Source organism: Streptomyces sp. NPDC046985 (assembly GCF_040644415.1).
Lineage (GTDB): Bacteria > Actinomycetota > Actinomycetes > Streptomycetales > Streptomycetaceae > Streptomyces.
In genome coordinates, this window is the sequence record NZ_JBEYWK010000016.1 from 43,520 (window position 1) to 61,377 (window position 17,858).

Sequence of the window (17,858 nt, forward strand, 5' to 3'; positions counted from 1 at the left end):
CACGCCCTGGGCGCCGGTGGTGCCGGTCGCGCCAGTGGCACCGGTCGCGCCGTTGATGCCAGGCACGCCCTGGGCGCCGGTGGTGCCGGTCGCGCCAGTGGCACCGGTCGCGCCGTTGATGCCAGGCACGCCCTGGGCGCCGGTGGTGCCGGTCGCGCCAGTCGCGCCGGTGGCACCGTTGATGCCGGGCACGCCCTGGGCGCCGGTGGTGCCGGTCGCACCGGTGGCACCCGTGGCGCCGTCGGCACCGGTGGCACCCGTGGCGCCGTTGACGCCGGGCACGCCCTGGGCGCCAGTCAAACCAGTGGCACCAGTCGCACCCGTGGCCCCGGTGGCACCCGTGGCGCCCGTGGCGCCGTTGGTGCCGTTGACGCCGGGCAGGCCCTGGGCACCGGTGGCGCCCGTGGCACCGTTGGTGCCGTTGACGCCGGGCACGCCCTGAGCGCCGGTGGCACCGGTCGCGCCGTTGACGCCGGGTACACCCTGAGCGCCGGTGGCGCCGGTCGCGCCGTTGATGCCAGGCACGCCCTGGGCGCCGGTGGCACCCGTAGCGCCCGTGGCGCCGTTGGTGCCGTTGGTGCCGTTGACACCGGGCACGCCCTGGGCGCCGGTGGCGCCAGTCGCGCCGTTAGCACCCGTGGCGCCGGTCGCGCCGTTGGTGCCCATGGCGCCGGTCGCGCCGTTCTGACCGTTCATCCCCTGGGGGCCGGTCGCACCCGTCGAGCCTGCCGGGCCGGTGGGACCCGGCGTGCCGGAGCCCCCTCCGCAGTAGGGAACCCCCCTTGCGGCGACGTAGTAGGAGGACACCCACCCGGAGTGGTTCGACAGTCGGTACCAGACGGTCTCTCCGTTCACTGGCGTGCCCACGTCCCAGCACTCGATGCTGACTTGAGCGTGGTACGGGTACGAGCCCACGATCGCCGAGTTGGTCGACGGGTACTCGCGGACGTTGACGCCGATGCGGGCCGTGACCGTGCCCGTTACCGCCGCTCGCGCCTTTTTCACCTCCACTTCGGGAGCGATCTGAGCAGCCCGGGAAGCGGCGGCCCTGGTCTGCGCGATGCCGGCGACGGACTGCGCCTGCGCAGAAGCGGGGGCGCACAGCCCCCAGGTAAGGCCGAGACTCACGGCTCCGAGGACCAGCGAAGAGATCCCGCTGGTTTTAACAGCCCCACGCACTAAACCCACCGTGCCTTTCTCAAGGGAACTGCGAGGAATGACGTCGGAGCAATGACACCGCATGTGCCAACGACATGCCCCGCAACACGACCGGGTTTTCACGGAGTTTTTTTAAGTCAACCAAAGAGTCTAAGAATAGTCTGACCATCCGCTCGGTCGGCGGCTTGACGGATGCGCGGCCCGATGAGCCAGGACGACCGCTTTTCCGTCAACACAACGCGTACTTTCAGGAGTTGAAAGTGCTCGCACAAAGAACGGCGGCGGGCCGACCAGCACCTGGTCGGCCCGCCGCCGTCGGTCCCTCCCGCGTCAGCAGGGCTGCATGCGCGTCTGCCGCGTGAGCCGGAAGGTGGCCGGCACGTCGCTGAGCGAGGCGTCGGCGAGTCCGCGGACGGCGAACTCCCGGTTGGCCACCGTCTGGCTGCGATAGGCGGCGGGCAGGTCAGGCAGGGCCAGCAGGCGGTCGCAGGCGTCGAGCGAGGCCCGGTAATCGCCCACCCAGTAAGCCGTGATGGAGAATTCCGCCAGCAGTCCCCATCGGTACACCCAGGGCTGCGTGAACAAGATGTCATCGGGCTGCTCGGCGTTCAGCACGGTGGACACGAGCGCGTGCGCCGCGTGATAGCGGCCCATGGTGCGCAGTCGCGACACCAGCTCGTAGCAGGCTTCCAGCCGCCGGGGGCGGCACTCCCAGGCCCGGGTCAGCGTGTCCATTCCGTTCGGCCAGTCACCGGTGTCGGCGCGCAGGACTCCGGCTTGCAGCAGGGAGACGTAGACCTCCTCCTGCCAGCCGCCCATGGCGGCACGCTGTTCGTACAGCTTGACGGCCTCCTTGCTGTCGCCCATGTCGCGCATGGTCTGGGCCAGGTAGAAGACGGTGCGCGCGTTGGCGGGATCGCGTTTCCTCTCGGCGCGCAGCAGGCGGGCGTCCCGCTCGAACTTGTCGTGGCGTGAGCCTCCGTCGGCGTGGTCCTCGATGACCAGGGCGTCGAAGTTCTCCTGCGTGTCGTCCCGGTCGGCGGTGAGGTATTCGTGGGTGACGCCCTCGTACCGCCACGGCAGGTCGCCTCGGACCAGCCGCTTGATCCGGTACTCGGTGGAGAGGGCGTGCCGGAGCATGTACGAGTCCGCGGTGAGTCGCGGAAGCGCGCCGGCGCGTCTGAGGACGTGGTCGGCGTCGAGGAGCAGGAGGTAGTCGGCCCGCCCGCGTGCCTTCTGGATGTTCAGCGTGCGGTTGTGCCCGAAGTTCACCCAGGACTGCTCGTCGAGTTCCCCGGGGATTCCGTCGAGCGCCCGGCGGATCGCGTCCTGGGTTCCGTCGGTCGAGCCGGTGTCCGTGATGACCCAGGTGTCCACCAGATCGCGCACGGACGCGAGGCATCGCTCGATTACGTCTGCCTCGTTCTTGACGATCATGCAGAGGCAGATCGACTGCTTCATGAGGGTGCCGCCTTTCGCTTTTCTCTCCGGTGTGAAGCGGCTGCTCGCGCCCGCGGGGCGGCCTCGGCGCTCGTCACCGTTCGTGCCCGACGGAGCTGTGGTAGCCGCCGAGGCCGGTGAAGCCGGCGCCGGAGCCGTGCGTCAGATGGAGGAGGACGAAGCCGCTGCGCTCGGCCGCGGTGTCGTATCCCTGGCGATGGGCCAATGCGAGGGCGTCGCGCTCGGCCTCGTAGCTCAACGGCCAGCGCAGGCGCTCCGGCACCCAGGTGTCCACCATGATCCACTGCGGACTGGGGCGGCTCGCCGGGAAGCCGAACAGGCTCACACTGGTGCGGTCGGTGAGCTGGGGGACCAGGTACGTGGAGGCCTGGACGGTGGCCCCGTCGGGGATGGTCCGCATGACGCTGTGGGCCACGGCGACGCGTGGATCGGTCCGCCAGGCGGCCGGGGAGACGAGCTGCCAGAAGGGGAAGTTCGGCAGCGTCAGCAGGGTGACCGCCGCTGCCCCGGCCAGATACCGGCGGACGCTGCGCGGCGCCGTCCCCCGCCGGACCAGAGCGTCGATGAAGGCGCAGAAGACCATCGGCATCAGCACCAGGGAGTAGTGGTAGCCGGTCCCCCAGTGCACGTAGTCGTTGGAGAGGAACCGCCACACGAGAGTCGGCAGCGCGGTCAGCAGCAGCGGAGACCGAAGGGCGAGGAACAGCGACGGCGCCAGGACGCAGACGAGCGTCTGCATCTTGGCCTGCGGGGAGAGGAGGCCGACCGTCCCCTGGTACAGCACGTCCAGCACTCCGCCGCCGTGCGCGCCGACAGCGCCGGTGGACCCCCCGAGGAAGGACCAGTAGGCGAACGATCCGCTCGGACTGAAGGCCGGCAGGATCACCAGCAGCGCCAGCAGGGCGCCCGTCAGGCCGACCGCGGCGGTCACGAGCCCCAGCGTGCGGGCCCCGCGCCAGGCGATGAGCAGGCCGATCACCAGGACCGTGAGCCCGAGGTCTTCCTTCACCAGGAGCAGCGGATACGCCCAGACCGCCGCGGCGGTCAGCCGGTCCTGTCCGAGGGACGAGAGCGAGAAGGCGAGCAGCGGCACGGCGAACGCGACTTCGTGGAAGTCGAAGCCGACAGCGCTCGCGATGCCCCAGGACAGGCCGTAGCAGACGCCGATCACCGCGGCTGCCCTGGAGCCCAGCGACCGCCGCGCCCAGAGTGCCACCGGGATCACGCTGGAGGCGATCAGCGCGGCTTGCACCACGAGCAGCGTCCCAGCCGATCGCCAGATCAGGTAAAAGGGCGCGATCAGCGCCAGGACCGGGGAGAAGTGGTCCCCGAGAACGGGGAAGCCCGGTCCTTTCAGCTCGGAGACGGGCAGGTGTCCGTCCGCGTAGGAGCGTACGACCTGATCGAAGATTCCGAGGTCGTAGCTGTTGGAGAGCAAGCGGTGATGGATCCGCAGGGACAGGGTCGCGTAGACGCAGAAGAAGGCGCCGGACATCGCCCAGATCCACCAGGCGTCGTGAAAGGGTCTCTTGGTGCGGTGGTCGTCAGCGGAGTGAGCGTCGGCAGGCCGCCGCTGCGATGAAATGGTCACGTCTTGGCTGGCGGAGGTGAGGGGCATGGGCGCCTTCCGGCATGGCGGTACACGGTCGCCCTCAAGATGGCAGCAGCGTCCGTCGCGCGCGCATGCCGAAACTCCGAAGCACCGACAATCCACCGAATGGCCGAGCGCAGGGACCGGCGTGCCGGATCAGACCCGTTCGAGCCTAGAACGGACTCGCGAGAACGGAGTATTCGGATCAGCGTCCAAATCGTGGCCGCGACGCTCCCGAGGAGGGGAGTCAGGGCGCCCAGCGGCCGTCGGTCTGGCGGTGGTCGTGCTGCTGACGGCGGTTCGGGAGCTGGCTCTTCGCCTGCCGGGCGGCCGCCTGGGGGATCTGCGTGTGGTAGTAGAGCAGCTTGCCCTGTCCGCGGGCGCCCAGACCGTGATGCCCCTTCACGGGCGAGTTCTTCCGCATGGCACGTCTCCTTGCCTCAGGTCTGCGCCGTCGGCCGGCCGCGCGTCGGCCCGCCAGGCCGTCCGTGGCTGTCCGTCCACCGTACGCCGGGCGGACCTGGGCGGCGACCGGCCTGCGGCGGCCGCGACCGGGCCTTGACGCACCGCTTCTCCGAGGTGCGTGCGCCTGGGCGCGATGCGACGCTGACTTGGTGCATACCTCCGACATGTCTCCCGAAATCCGCGCTGACCTGAGCGAGCCGCGGCCCTACCCCGCCGTCACGCTGGTCATGCCCACCGATCCGGACTTCCCCCACGGCGAGAAGGACCGCATCCTGCTGCGCGACCTCGTCACGGAGGCCAAGCGGCGGCTCGCGGAGGACCCGGACGTGGCGCGGGAGACGAAGCTGGAGTTGCGGGACCGGCTGCTGGACCCCGCGGTGATCGAGCGGTCGATGGACTCCCTCCCGCCCGACGACGCCATGGTCGTCTACCTGGCGGTGAACGAGCCGGTCCAGGTGTGGCAGATGACCTCGCTCGCCCCGGTGAAGCCGCGCGTGGAGTTCGCCGCGTCGTTCCTGACGCGGTACCTGGTGGCCGCCGAGCAGCGGTCCCGGCCGTTCCTGGTCCTGGTCCTCGACCAGGAGATGTGCCGCTTGTACCGGGGTTCCGCGCGGCGGCTGACGCAGGTGGAGGAGCACGGCTTTCCGTGCGCCCCGCAGATCCCCTCGCCGGAGGACGCGATTCCCGGTGCGATCCCTCGTTCGGCGCCCTACGAAGGCCACAAGGAGCGGGTCGAGCAGTACCTCCGCACAGTCGACAGGCGGCTCGGCGAGGCGCTTCCCGAGCACTCCGGGCTGCCGCTGTTCGTCATCGGCGGCGACAAGATCTTCTCGACCTTCAAGACGATCACCGCGCACGGGAACACGATCGCGGGCACCCTGCCGCTGACCGGCATGGACAAGGACGCGCCGCGCGACCTCATGAAGCGGCTCCAGCCCGTCGTGGCCGAGTTCCACGCCCGGCAGGACGCCGACGCCGTGTCCGAGCTGAACGCGGCGAAGGGGCAGGGCAAGTACGCCGGAGGCCCGGTCGACGTGTGGACCGCCGTCACCGACAAACGGGTGCGGCGACTGCTGGTCGAAGAGGGCCTGGTGCTGGGCGGCCGGATCACCGGCGAGGGGCGGGAGCTGGAGATCGCCGAGGCGCCGCAGCCGGTCACCCTGCCCGACCCCAGGAAGGACATGGCGCCGACCGCCGACACGTACGGCGTGGCCACCGACATCGTCGAGCAGCTCGTCGACCGGGCGATCGACGCGGACTCCGACGTGCTGTTCGTGCCCGAGGGGACGCTGGAGGAGGCCGGCGGCGTGGCCGCCGTGCTGCGCTACTGAGCCGCCGTCCAGCGATCCCACGGTCCTGCGATCCGCGGGCGCCTCCGCCGGGACGTCCGTCCTGTCCCCGGGGAGCACCGGCGCCCGCCCCGACCGTCCCGTTCGTCCCCTCAAGCCGCCCCGAACGCCGAGAACGCCCAGCCCGTCGCCCGGTGCGCCGCGTCCCCCGGCAGTGCGGACCGGGCGTCGCGCAGCGCCTCGGCCAGGGACAGACCGGCGCCGAGTCCCTTGTGCAGCGCCAGCATCAGCGGCACCACCGCCTCGTCGTTGACCGGCGCGCTGCACGCCACCACGCCCGCCGTGCCCAGCGGAAGCAGCGCCGTGACCAGACCGAGGAGCTCGTCGGCGCCGACGGAGGCGAACCGGGCGGTGTCGCAGCAGGAGAGGACGATCCGGTACGGGCTGCGGTCCAGCCGCTCGAAGTCGTGCACGATCAGCGGACCGTCCGCCATCGCCAGCGACGAGAACAGCGGGCTGTCCGCGCGGAACGTGCCGTGCGCCGCGAGATGCGCGAGCGCCGCCCCGTCCAACTCCCGCAGCACCCGCGCCACATGGGCGTCCCCGCCCTCCAGCACGGTCGGCGCGGCGTACCGGTCGGCCAGCCGCGGCACCTCCGCGCCGCCGGTGGCCAGCCCCGGACCCCGTACGAGCACCTGGCGGCTGTCCGGCGGCGGCGCCGTCTCCCGGGCCCGCAGCCAACTGCCCGCCGACGGCGACACGCTCAGCACCCGGTCGCGCAGCGACGGCAGCAGCGCCCACGGCACCCGGTGCAGCGAGCCCGGCGGCACCACCACGACGGGCCCCGCGCCCAGGCGCCGGGCTGCCGGACCGAGCAGCAGCTCTTCCAGACGGCGCCCGGCCGCCTCCACCAGCGGCAGCCGGGCCGCCGCGCCCGGATGCGCCAGCCGGCGCAGCCCCGCCTGCACGTACTCGGCCTCGGCCACCGCGTCCGCCAGCCGCCCGGCCTCGAAGCGCCGCACCCGGCCCTCGCCGCACAGCAGCACGTGCACCCGCCCGTCCAGCACGGCCAGCTCCACCAGCCACCCGTCGGCGAGCCGTTCCAGCAGGCGGCCCGGCTCGAACCGGTCGCCGCCGCCGGGGGCCGTACCGCGCAGGCGCAGCGTGCGGGAGCGGATCTCCCGCTCCAGCCGCCGCTGCTCCCGCTCCAGCGCCGGCACCGGGCGCCCGTCCCGGCGGGCCTCCTGCGCGCGGGCCGCGATCTCCCGGAACGCGGTCAGCGCGCTGACCAGCGCCGGATCGGCGGGCGGCCGGGCAGGCGGCGCGGACAGCACCGTCGCCCGCCACCGCTCGCTCCACACCAGCAGCCGCCGCGGCCGCCCGGACGCGAGAGCCGCCTCCTGCGCCAGCGCGGCCAGCTCGGCGCCCTGCGCGGTGGCCCGCGCGCGCAGCTCCGAGGCGCCCAGCGTCATCCGGTGGTCGTCCAGCAGGTCGAGGCCGCGCCGGCACGCCTCCAGCACCCCGCGCCCCGACCCGGCCGCCCGTGCCCGCAGCGCCTGCGCGGCCCACCCGGTGATCCGCGCCAGCGGCGGCCCCGCGCTCCGGCTGCGCGCGGCGACCGCCAACTGCCTCTCCGCCTCCGCCGTCCGCCCCAGGGCCAGCGCGATCCGGCCCGCGAGCAGCGACGCCTCCGGCGCCGCGGGGGCGCCGAAGGCGGCCAGCCGCCCGGCCACGTCGGCGGCGTCCGCCACCAGCCGCCCGGACCGGGCGCCGGCGGCGGCCCGTGCCTCGATCAGCACCAGCCGGGCGTGCGCCTCTCCCCAGGGCCGCCGCTGCCCCGCGAACAGCTTCACGGCGGCGGCCGCGCGCGCCGCCGCCGTCGGCGCGTCCCCGGCCGGCCGCGCCGCGCGGGCGGCGGCCAGCAGCAGCTCCGCCTTGCGCGTCGGCTGACCGCCGAGGCGGTCGAGTGCGGCGATGGCGCCGTCCGCCTCCGCCAGCGCCTCCGGAGCGAGCCCGGCCGCCATCAGCACCTCGCAGCGGCGCACGCTCAGCATGAACGTCGGCGTGCCCAGCTCGGCGTACCGCTCCTCGGCCTCGCCCAGGAGGCGCAGCGCCGCCGGGATGTCGCCGCGCCGGTACGCCGCCAGGCCCCGGCTCTCCACCGCGTCGGCCTTGTCGTGCTCCTGGCCCGTGGTGTCCCACAGCTCCTCGGCGGCCGCGAAGTCCGCGTCCGCCCGCTCCACCGCGCCCAGCGCCAGGTGCACGGTGGCCCGCAGGGTCAGCGCCCGCGCCGTCCAGATCACGTCGCCGGCCCGCCGCAGCACCGGCACCGCCCGCCGCACGTCCGTCAGCGCCTCGTGGTGCCTGCCCAGCACCCACCACACGTACGCCCTCCGGTACAGCACCCGGGCCCTGGTGTGCCCGCTGCCGCGCGCCACACCCCGCTCGAAGGCCGCGAGCCCCTGCGGGGTGCGGCCCGCGTGCACCAGCGCCACCCCGAGCGTGGCCAGCACGTCCGCCTCCCGCTCGGCGGAATCGGCCCGCGCCGCCAGGTCGCGCGCCCGCCGCAGATGCCGCAGGGCCAGCCGCAGATCGCCGAAGTCCCGCTGCCAGATGCCGATCACCTGGTGCGCCACGCAGGCGTGCGACGGCGGCGGACCGGAGTCCAGCAGTGCGCGGGCCCGCGCCAGCGCGCCGCCCGGATCGGCGAACACCATCGGCAGCAGTTCGAGCACCGACTCGCTTCCCGACGTCACCTGCTGGATGGTAGTGGCGCCGAAGTGCCCCCGGAACAGCGTCACATGTCCGGTGCTGTATCAACCGGGGGCGCGGGGGCTCTGACTGTACGACCACCCGTCCCAGGGGAGGACGCACGCCATGGCGCCGCAGCGATTCCACGAGCAGTTCGGCCAGACCCAGCGCTCGATGCCCGACGTCCCGCTGGCGATGGGCCCGGACGACTCGGCCGAGTTCTTCTACGAGAAGGGGGTCGTCCTCGCCCGCGACGGCGAGGAGGCCCGGCTGGTGGAGGACGCCGTGCGCGCCCACTTCACCGAGGCCGACGACCTGACCCCCGACCACGTCCGCCGTGCGGGCCCGGAGACCAACCGGGGCGGCGCCACCCGGATCCAGGTCGGCGACCCCGGCCACGGCGACCACCGCGGCGACCTGTCGGTGGCGCACGCCCTGCGCGCGCTGCGCCCGCACGAGCAGCGCGCCGGACGGCGGCTGGTCAGCCGCAACCACGTGGTGTCCCTCGCGGTCAACGCCTGCCCCGGCGACGAGCCGGCGCCCGTCCCGCTCAGCCAGGGCGCCAACCCCGCGCCCGACGGCGCCGCGTACGACGCGGCCACCGCCGTCGGCGTCCTCGTCATCGACACCGGTCTGACGCACGACTACCGGGCGGCGCCGCTGCTCGCCCACACCGCGGGCGACGGCCAGGTCCGCGAGAGGGACGAGCACGGCGTGCTCCAGCAGTACGTCGGACACGGCACGTTCATCGCCGCGCTCGTCGCCGCCGTCGCCCCGAACACCGACGTCACCGTGCGGGGCGCCCTCGACGACGCCGGCGCCGTCCTGGAGTCGGACTTCGGGCGCCTGCTGAGCGAAGCCGTCGAGCGGGACGGCTGGCCGGACGTCATCAGCCTCTCCGCCGGCACCTCCAACGGCCGCGCCGACGGCCTCCTCGGCCTCGACGCCTTCATGCGCGAACTCCGTTCCCAGAGAACGCTGTTGGTGGCCGCCGCGGGCAACAACGCCAGCGCCGCCCCGTTCTGGCCCGCCGCCTACGCCGGGCTGTCCGAGTACGCCGACTGCGTGCTGTCCGTCGGAGCGCTGCGCGGCGACGGCGAGTTCGGCGCCTGCTTCACCAACCACGGCCCCTGGGTGCGCGCCTACGCCCCCGGCGAGCGGCTCGTCAGCGTCCTCACCGGCTTCGGCGCCCCGATGCCCTACGTCTACCAGCACTCCACCTACGACGCCTGCCGGTACGGCTTCCGCTACGCCTGCACCTGCCAGTCGCCCCGGCACACCGGCGCCCTGAGCGAGGGACGCGACGGCGACGGCAAGGCGGACCAGGTGATGTTCGACGGGTACGCGCACTGGAGCGGCACCTCCTTCGCCACCCCCGTGGCCGCCGGGATGGTCGCCGCCCGCATGACGGCGCACCGGGAGCGCGACCCGCGCGCCGCCGGACGCCGGCTCCTCGACACCGCCGCCTACGCGGAGGTGCGCGGGGCGCATGTCACGGCGCTGCGGCCGCCGACCTGGCGGCCGGTTCCCGTCGTCCTGCCGGAGTCGCCCGCATGAGGACCGGCGCCCTCCCCCGCACGGCGTACGATGACCTGCCGTACGCGAGGGGTGAGTTCGTGGAACGTGCAGATGTCGGCGCCCTCGTCCGGTCCGCCGTCGACGGCGACGCCGCGGCCTGGAAGGCGCTAGTCGAGGGGCTGAGTCCGCTGGTGTGGTCGGTGGTGCGCGCGCACCGGCTCTCCGACGCCGACGGGCACGAGGTGTGTCAGACGGTCTGGTACCGCTTCGCCCAGCACCTGGGCCGGATCAGGGAACCCGAGAAGGCGGCCTCGTGGCTGGCCAGCACCGCGCGCCACGAGTGCCTGCGGACGCTGCGCGGCCTGAGCCGGCTGACCGTGACCGACGACCCGCGGCTCCTGGACCGGGTCAGCGAGGAAGGCTCCCCGGAGCAGTCGCTGCTCGACTCCGAGGAGGCGGCCGAGCAGAGCGAGCGGACCCGGCGGCTGTGGCAGGAGTTCGACCGGCTCGGCGACCGCTGCCGCCAGTTGCTGCGGGTGCTGATGGCCTCTCCGCCGCCCAGCTACCAGGAGGCGTCCGCCGCGCTGGGCGTCGCCGTGGGCAGTATCGGACCTCTGCGCCAGCGCTGCCTGCGGCGGCTGCGCGCACGACTCGACGCACAGGGGATGTCATGACCGGCCACGACCGCGCGCACCACGACGGCGACCGCGCCCCGGGCGGCGACGGGTTCGACGACGCGGCGCTGGAGGAGGAGCTGCGGCAGGCCGCCGCCGTCCTGGACCCGGTCCCCGCCGCCCTGCGCCGACTGGCCCTCGACGCCTACGCGTTGCACGACCTCGACGCCGAGATCGCCGAGCTGACCTTCGACTCGCTGCTCGACGCGCTCCCGGTCCGGGGCGCCGCGGACGTCCCCAGGATGCTGACCTTCCAGGCCGGTGACCTGACCGTCGACGTGGAGCTGGGCGAGGACGGGCTGCTGGGCCAGCTCATGCCGCCGCGACCGGCCCGCGTCGAAGTGCTCCGCGGTCCGCGGCCGGACTCCTGCCTCACCGCCGACGACCTGGGCCGCTTCACCGCCCCGGCGCCGCCCGCCGGGCCGTTCGCGCTGCGCCTGCGCACCGACGGCGCCGTGGTGGTCACCGAGTGGCTGCGGGCCTGACGGCGGCCGATCTCGTCGTCCGGGCCTGACCGTGGCCGATCCCGCCGTCCGGGCCTGACCGTGGCCGATCCTGCCGTCTGGGCCTGACCGTGGCCGATCTCGTCGTCTGGGCCTGACTGCGGCCGACCGCGTCGTGTCAGGTGACGCATGCGCTCCGCGGGCCGCGGAGCGGCGTTCCGCCCCGCCGGGCGCTCCGTGCGGCCTGTGCGGCCGGGACGGCCGCGCCCCGGTCGGCGGGAGGCCGGCCGGGGCGCAGCGGGAGCGGGCCGTCAGGCCCGGGGAGCGACCGGGGTCAGCTCAGGTCGGCCAGCGCCTGGTTCCAGGTGGCCGACGGGCGCATGGCCTGGGCGGCCTTGGCCGGGTCGGGCTGGTAGTAGCCGCCGATGTCGGCCGGCTTGCCCTGGACGGCGTTCAGCTCGTCGACGATGCGCTGCTCGTCGGCGGCGAGCCTCTCGGCGAGCGGCGTGAACGCCTTGGCCAGGTCGGCGTCCTCGCTCTGGCGGGCCAGCTCCTGCGCCCAGTACAGGGACAGGTAGAAGTGGCTGCCGCGGTTGTCGATGCCGCCGACGCGACGGGTGGGGGACTTGTCCTCGTCGAGGAAGGTCGCCGTGGCCCGGTCGAGGGCGTCGGCGAGCACCTTGGCGCGGCCGTTGCCGGTGGTCTGGGCGTACTGCTCCAGGGACGGGACCAGGGCGAAGAACTCGCCGAGGGAGTCCCAGCGCAGGTAGTCCTCCTTGACGAGCTGCTGCACGTGCTTGGGCGCGGAGCCGCCCGCGCCCGTCTCGAACAGGCCGCCGCCCGCCATCAGCGGGACCACCGACAGCATCTTGGCGCTGGTGCCCAGCTCCAGGATCGGGAACAGGTCGGTCAGGTAGTCGCGCAGCACGTTGCCGGTGACGGAGACGGTGTTCTCGCCGCGGCGGATGCGCTCCACCGACAGCTTGGTGGCCTCCACCGGGGACAGGACGCGGATGTCCAGGCCCTCGGTGTCGTGCTCCGCCAGGTACCGCTCGACCTTGGCGATCAGGTGGGCGTCGTGCGCGCGGGTCTCGTCCAGCCAGAACACGGCCGGGTCGCCGGTGGCGCGGGCACGGGTGACGGCCAGCTTCACCCAGTCCCTGATCGGGTCGTCCTTGGTCTGGCAGGCGCGGAAGACGTCGCCCGCGGACACGGCCTGCTCGATCACCACGTCGCCGGCCTGGTCGACGAGGCGGACCGTGCCGGTGACCGGGATCTCGAAGGTCTTGTCGTGGCTGCCGTACTCCTCGGCCTTCTGCGCCATCAGGCCGACGTTGGGCACCGAGCCCATGGTCGACGGGTCGTAGGCGCCGTTCGCCCGGCAGTCCTCGATGACGGCCTGGTAGACGCCCGCGTAGCTGGAGTCCGGCAGGACGGCGAGGGTGTCGTGCTCCTGGCCGTCCGGGCCCCACATGTGGCCGGAGGTGCGGATCATGGCGGGCATGGAGGCGTCGACGATGACGTCCGAGGGGACGTGCAGGTTGGTGATGCCCTTGTCGGAGTCGACCATCGCCAGCTCCGGGCCCTCGGCCAGCTCGGCGTCGAAGGACGCCTTGATCTCGGCGCCCTCCGGCAGGCCCTCCAGGCCCTTGTAGAGGCCGCCCAGGCCGTCGTTCGGGGTGAGACCGGCCGCGGCGAAGGTCTCGCCGTACCGCGCGAACGTCTTCGGGAAGAAGGCGCGCACCACGTGACCGAAGACGATCGGGTCGGAGACCTTCATCATCGTGGCCTTCAGGTGCACGGAGAACAGCACGCCGTCGGCCTTGGCGCGGGCGACCTGCGCGGTGAGGAACTCGCGCAGCGCGGCGACGCGCATCACCGAGGCGTCGACGACCTCGCCGGCCAGCACCGGAACCGACTCGCGCAGCACCGTGGTGGAGCCGTCGTCGCCCTTCAGCTCGATGCGCAGCGCACCGTCCTCGGCGATCACCGTGGACTTCTCGGTGGAGCGGAAGTCGTCGGCGCTCATCGTCGCCACGACGGTCCGCGACTCGGGGCTCCAGGCGCCCATGCGGTGCGGGTGGGTCTTGGCGTAGTTCTTCACCGAGGCGGGGGCGCGGCGGTCGGAGTTGCCCTCGCGCAGCACCGGGTTCACCGCGGAGCCCTTGACCTTGTCGTAGCGGGCGCGGATCTCGCGCTCCTCGTCGGTCTTCGGGTCGTCCGGGTAGTCCGGCAGCGCGTAGCCCTGCCCCTGAAGCTCGGCGACGGCGGCCTTGAGCTGCGGGATGGACGCCGAGATGTTCGGCAGCTTGATGATGTTGGCCTCGGGCGTCTTGGCCAGCTCGCCCAGCTCCGACAGCGCGTCGGGGATCCGCTGGTCCTCGCTCAGGTACTCCGGGAAGACGGCGATGATGCGCCCGGCCAGCGAGATGTCGCGGGTCTCCACGGCGACGCCCGCCTGCGAGGCGTACGCCTGGACCACCGGCAGGAAGGAATACGTCGCCAGGGCCGGGGCCTCGTCAGTGTGTGTGTAGATGATGGTCGAGTCAGTCACCGGGTGCTCCGCTCCACGTCTGCAACATTGCTCGACATCAAGATATCTCGTGAGCGGGCCGGGCTCGACAGGGGTCCGCACCGGATCGCGGCGGGCCGCGCGCGGGCCCGCGCCGGGGCGCCCGGATCGCGAGGATCGCGCACGGGCCGCGCCCGCTCGGGCGAGGGCGCGAGCGGCCGCGCGGGGCGCGGGGGGCGCGGGGAGCGCGCGGGGGTCAGCCGCCGGACGCCTCGGGCCTCGCCGCCCGCCTCCTCCCGGATCAGCCCGCCGCTGCCCGGTCGGCGGCTTGGACGTCGTCGCCGCCGCGCTGCTGCGGGATGACGATCTGCCCCTGCTGGAGCGAGACGTTCCGGATCGGCGCCGGGACGCTGATCCCCTCCGCGCGGTAGCGCCGGTGCAGCCTTTTGACGAACTCGTGCTTGATCCGGTACTGGTCGCTGAACTCGCCCACGCCCAGGATGACGGTGAACCCGATCCGGGAGTCGCCGAAGGTGTGGAAGCGGACCGCGGGCTCGTGCTCCGGGAGGGCGCCGGTGATCTGGGTCATCACCTCGCCGACGACCTCCAGCGTCACCCGCTCCACGTGCTCCAGGTCGCTGTCGTAGCCCACCCCGGCCTGCACCAGTACCGTCAGCTCCTGCTCGGGCCGCGAGAAGTTGGTCATGTTCGTCTTGGCGAGCTGCCCGTTGGGGATCACGACCAGGTTGTTGGAGAGCTGGCGGACGGTCGTCTGCCGCCAGTTGATGTCCTCGACGTAGCCCTCCTCGCCGGTGCTCAGCCGGATGTAGTCGCCGGGCTGGACGGTGCGGGAGGCGAGGATGTGCACCCCGGCGAACAGGTTGGCCAGGGTGTCCTGGAGCGCCAGGGCGACCGCCAGGCCGCCCACGCCCAGGGCGGTGAGCATGGGCGCGATGGAGATGCCCAGCGTCTGAAGCACCACCAGGAAGCCGAGCGCGAGGACCAGGATCCGGGTGATGTTCACGAAGATCGTGGCCGATCCGGCGACCCCGGAGCGGGACTGCGTCACCGAGCGCACCAGACCGGCGACCACCCGGGCCGCCGACAGGGTGATCACGAAGATCAGCAGCACCGTCAGAACCTGGTCCAGGTGGTGCTGGACCGTCCGGGTCAGCGGCAGCACGGCTCCCGCCGCCGCCAGGCCGCCCGCTGTGGCCGCCCACGGCACGACCGTGCGCAGCGCGTCCACGACGACGTCGTCGCCGCTCCAGCGGGTCCGCTTGGCGTGCTTGGCCAGCCAGCGCAGCAGTCCTCGGGAGAGGAACGCCGCCGCCAGGCCCGCGGCCACGGCGATGCCGGCGAGCACGAGATCGTCCAGGGTCACGGCGCGGTGCGTCACCGGTCGCCTCCGGGAAGACGAAGGGCGGCGCGGGGGGCCGCCGACGGCCGGACGGGGAGTTGCGTCACGTGGTCACCTGCTCGATTCCGTACGGTGCGAACGCCCCGTCCGCCCGGCCCTCGCCAGGGAGGACCCGCATCCGGCGCGAGCGCTCATCCTGCCTTACGGCGCGGGGCGGTTCGCGCGGCGGACCGAGGCGCCGGACGGTCTCGCGGCCAGTCCCGCCCGCGTCCCGCCCGGCGGTGACGGCGCCCGGTCGCGGCGCCCCGGCGGCTCCTCACCCCTCCGGGAACGCGCCGTGCCGTCCCGCGCCCGCCGCGAAGCGCGCGGCGCCCTCCAGGCTGTCGGACAACACCCCCATGCCGTGCCGGAGTTCAGCGCGCAGGGCGTCCTCCTCCGTCAGCCCCTCCTGGTCCAGCACCGACGCCCGGTCCGAGCGCAGACACCCCTGCGGGAACCGGGCGATCGCGGCGGCCAGCTCCTCCGCCTCGGCCCGCGCCCGGCCCGGCGCCACCACCCTGCTCGCCAGTCCCATCTCCAGCGCCTCCCGGGCCGGGACCGGCCGCCCGGTCAGGATCATGTCCAGGGCGCGGCCCACGCCGATCAGCCGGGGGAGCCGCACGGCGCCTCCGTCGATCAGCGGCACGCCCCAGCGGCGGCAGAACACCCCGAACACGGCGTCCTCCTCCGCCACCCGCAGGTCGCACCAGAGGGCCAGCTCCAGGCCGCCCGCCACGGCATGTCCGGCGACCGCCGCGATCACCGGCTTCGACAGCCGCATCCGGGTCGGCCCCATCGGGCCGTCGCCGTCCTCCGCGACCCGGTTGCCGTGCGGGGCGCCGATCGCCTTCAGGTCCGCGCCCGCGCAGAACGTGCCACCCTCCCCCCAGAGCACCGCCGCCCTCGCCTGCTGGTCCGCCTCGAAGTCCCGGAACGCGGCGGCGAGTTCGGCCGCGGTCGGGCCGTCCACCGCGTTGCGGGCCTCGGGCCGCGAGAGGACGACCGTGGTGACGTACCCCTGACGCTCGACGCGCACCGGCATGCTGAAGGGCCCCTTCTTCTCGATCTTCTCGATCGCTTCCCCCGCCGCTCCCACGCCCCACCGCTCCCGCGGCACGACGGGAACCGCAGGGTACCCGTCCGTCCGCGGCCGCGGGGGCCGCGCCCGCCCGACGCGCGGTCCCACAACAACCCGCTCGCGCCGCCGGGTTGCTTTTGCCGCCGGATTCGCCGATAACACTGTCGTCGGACCGAGGGCCGAGCCAGGCGCGACCCGAGGCCCCGCGCGACGGCAGGGGAGGCAGATGTCACAGCGCAGTGACCTCGCGCGCCGCCGGGCCACGCTGGAGAACGCGTGGTCCCGCTGGGTGCCGCGGATGAGGGACGCGGGGCCCGCGCCGCAGGCGGCTGAGGCGCTGCGGGACGAGGTGGCCCAGTCGTGGAAGCGCTCGCTGACCAGCGTGGACCCGGGCCGGGACAGCGCCCCCGGCGCCGACGGCGGTTCCGTGCACCGCCGTTGGGCCGCCTCACCGCTGCGCGGCCCCGTCGACGACCTGGCCGACGAACTGCACAGCATCGCCGACGACGCCGGCTTCGTCATCGCGGTCACCGACGAGTCCGGCACCATCCTGTGGACCCAGGGCGGCGCGACCATGCGCCGCCGGGCCGAACGCGTCAACTTCGCGCCCGGCGGACGCTGGGAGGAGCAGGCCATGGGCACCAACGCGCTCTCCCTCGCGCTGCGCACCGGCCGGCCGCACGCCGTCTTCTCCGCCGAGCACCTGGTGACCGCCCTGCACGGCTGGGTCTGCTACTGCGCCCCCGTGCACGCCCCGGACGGCCGCGTCCTGGGCGTACTGGACCTGTCCACCACCTGGGACCGCTCGCACCCGCTGGCCATGGCCACCGTGCGGTCGCTGGCGTCGGCCGTCGAGGCCCGCCTCGGCGCCGGACCCCTCCCTCCCGCCGCGGGCCCGCGCGGCACGGTACGGGTGCGGTGCCTGGGGGCCGGGCAGGCCGAACGCGACGGCCGCCCCCTCTCCGTGCGCCCCCGGCAACTGGAGATCCTCGCCCTGCTCGCCCTGGAGCCGGACGGCTTCTCCCCGGACCGGCTGCGCGCGTCCCTGTACGGCGACCGGGCCGTCACCGCCTCCACCTTCAAGGCGGAGATCTCCCACCTGCGCCGGACCCTCGCGGGCGGCATCACCACCCGCCGCTACGCCCTGACCGCCCCGGTGTCCTGCGACGCCGCGGAGGCAGTGCGCGCCCTCGGCGCCGGCGACGTGGACCGCGCGCTGCGCCTGTACCGCGGCCCGCTGCTGCCCGGGTCGGAGGCGCCGGGCATCGCGGAGTGGCGCACCCAGCTCGAAGTGGCGGTGCGCGAGGCGGTCCTGGCGAGCGCCCGCCCCGAACACGCCCTGCGCTACGGCCGCCGGGCTCCCTACGACGCGGCGGTGCACGAACACGCCCTGCGCCTGCTCGACCCGGCCGACGCCCGCCGCGCCCTCGCCGCAGGACGGCTGACCGCGGCCCTGCGGGACTGACGGCGACGCGGCGGGAGTTGCCGGCTGCCCGGCGGGACTGACGGCGGTCCTGCG

Annotated in this window: 13 protein-coding genes; 5 read left to right on the top strand and 8 right to left on the bottom strand. The window is 73.9% G+C overall.

Features of this window, described 5'->3' with window-relative positions:
• From ABZ861_RS21165 to ABZ861_RS21180, 4 genes are all read right to left on the bottom strand, one after another.
• On the bottom strand, positions 1-1,128 hold a 1,128-nt coding region (locus tag ABZ861_RS21165; protein WP_361632282.1), incomplete at its 3' end, for an SH3 domain-containing protein.
• 360 nt (positions 1,129-1,488) lie between these two features.
• Positions 1,489-2,619 carry a glycosyltransferase gene (locus tag ABZ861_RS21170; RefSeq protein ID WP_361632284.1) on the bottom strand — a complete coding sequence of 377 codons (1,131 nt, stop codon included), beginning with the start codon at positions 2,617-2,619 and terminating at the stop codon, positions 1,489-1,491.
• 73 nt (positions 2,620-2,692) lie between these two features.
• A complete protein-coding gene (locus tag ABZ861_RS21175; protein WP_361632286.1) occupies positions 2,693-4,237 on the bottom strand; it encodes a DUF2079 domain-containing protein in 1,545 nt (514 codons plus the stop codon).
• Positions 4,238-4,457: 220 nt separating this feature from the next.
• Positions 4,458-4,634, bottom strand: a complete 177-nt coding sequence (locus ABZ861_RS21180) for a hypothetical protein (RefSeq protein ID WP_361632288.1) — start codon at positions 4,632-4,634, stop codon at positions 4,458-4,460.
• Between the two features lie 205 nt (positions 4,635-4,839).
• Here ABZ861_RS21180 and ABZ861_RS21185 point away from each other — a divergent pair, with 205 nt between their 5' ends.
• On the top strand, positions 4,840-6,006 hold the full coding sequence (locus ABZ861_RS21185) for a hypothetical protein (RefSeq protein ID WP_361632290.1): 1,167 nt from the start codon (positions 4,840-4,842) through the stop codon (positions 6,004-6,006).
• 110 nt (positions 6,007-6,116) lie between these two features.
• On the opposite strand, the gene ABZ861_RS21190 is transcribed toward ABZ861_RS21185, so the two are convergent.
• Positions 6,117-8,681: a CHAT domain-containing protein gene (locus ABZ861_RS21190; protein ID WP_361632502.1), complete on the bottom strand. Its 2,565-nt coding sequence runs from the start codon at positions 8,679-8,681 to the stop codon at positions 6,117-6,119.
• Between the two features lie 160 nt (positions 8,682-8,841).
• On the opposite strand from ABZ861_RS21190, the gene ABZ861_RS21195 reads away from it, so the two are divergent.
• The 3 genes from ABZ861_RS21195 to ABZ861_RS21205 are packed head-to-tail and all read left to right on the top strand — an operon-like array spanning position 8,842 to position 11,392.
• Positions 8,842-10,272, top strand: a complete 1,431-nt coding sequence (locus ABZ861_RS21195; RefSeq protein WP_361632292.1) for a S8/S53 family peptidase — start codon at positions 8,842-8,844, stop codon at positions 10,270-10,272.
• Positions 10,273-10,331: 59 nt separating this feature from the next.
• Complete coding sequence (locus ABZ861_RS21200) at positions 10,332-10,907, top strand: sigma-70 family RNA polymerase sigma factor (RefSeq protein WP_361632294.1); 576 nt, start codon at positions 10,332-10,334, stop codon at positions 10,905-10,907.
• Positions 10,904-11,392 (top strand): hypothetical protein, encoded by a 489-nt coding sequence (locus ABZ861_RS21205; protein ID WP_361632296.1) that lies wholly within the window; start codon positions 10,904-10,906, stop codon positions 11,390-11,392. The genes ABZ861_RS21200 and ABZ861_RS21205 overlap by 4 nt, the downstream gene beginning before the upstream one ends.
• Positions 11,393-11,684: 292 nt before the next feature.
• Here the strand turns inward: ABZ861_RS21205 and ABZ861_RS21210 are convergent, their stop codons facing one another.
• The 3 genes from ABZ861_RS21210 to ABZ861_RS21220 all read right to left on the bottom strand — a co-directional run bounded on the left by ABZ861_RS21210 (position 11,685) and on the right by ABZ861_RS21220 (position 16,303).
• Positions 11,685-13,904, bottom strand: coding sequence for an NADP-dependent isocitrate dehydrogenase (locus ABZ861_RS21210; RefSeq protein WP_361632298.1), 2,220 nt, complete (start codon positions 13,902-13,904; stop codon positions 11,685-11,687).
• A 259-nt stretch (positions 13,905-14,163) separates the two neighbouring features.
• The gene (locus ABZ861_RS21215) at positions 14,164-15,261 is read right to left on the bottom strand and encodes a mechanosensitive ion channel family protein (protein WP_361632300.1); all 1,098 of its coding nucleotides are present in this window, start codon (positions 15,259-15,261) and stop codon (positions 14,164-14,166) included.
• 277 nt (positions 15,262-15,538) lie between these two features.
• The gene (locus ABZ861_RS21220) at positions 15,539-16,303 is read right to left on the bottom strand and encodes a crotonase/enoyl-CoA hydratase family protein (protein WP_361632504.1); all 765 of its coding nucleotides are present in this window, start codon (positions 16,301-16,303) and stop codon (positions 15,539-15,541) included.
• A gap of 262 nt (positions 16,304-16,565) precedes the next feature.
• Between ABZ861_RS21220 and ABZ861_RS21225 the strand changes: the two genes are divergently transcribed.
• Entirely contained in the window at positions 16,566-17,804 is a 1,239-nt protein-coding gene (locus ABZ861_RS21225) for a GAF domain-containing protein (RefSeq protein ID WP_361632302.1), read from the top strand.
• The last annotated feature ends 54 nt before the right edge of the window (positions 17,805-17,858 follow it).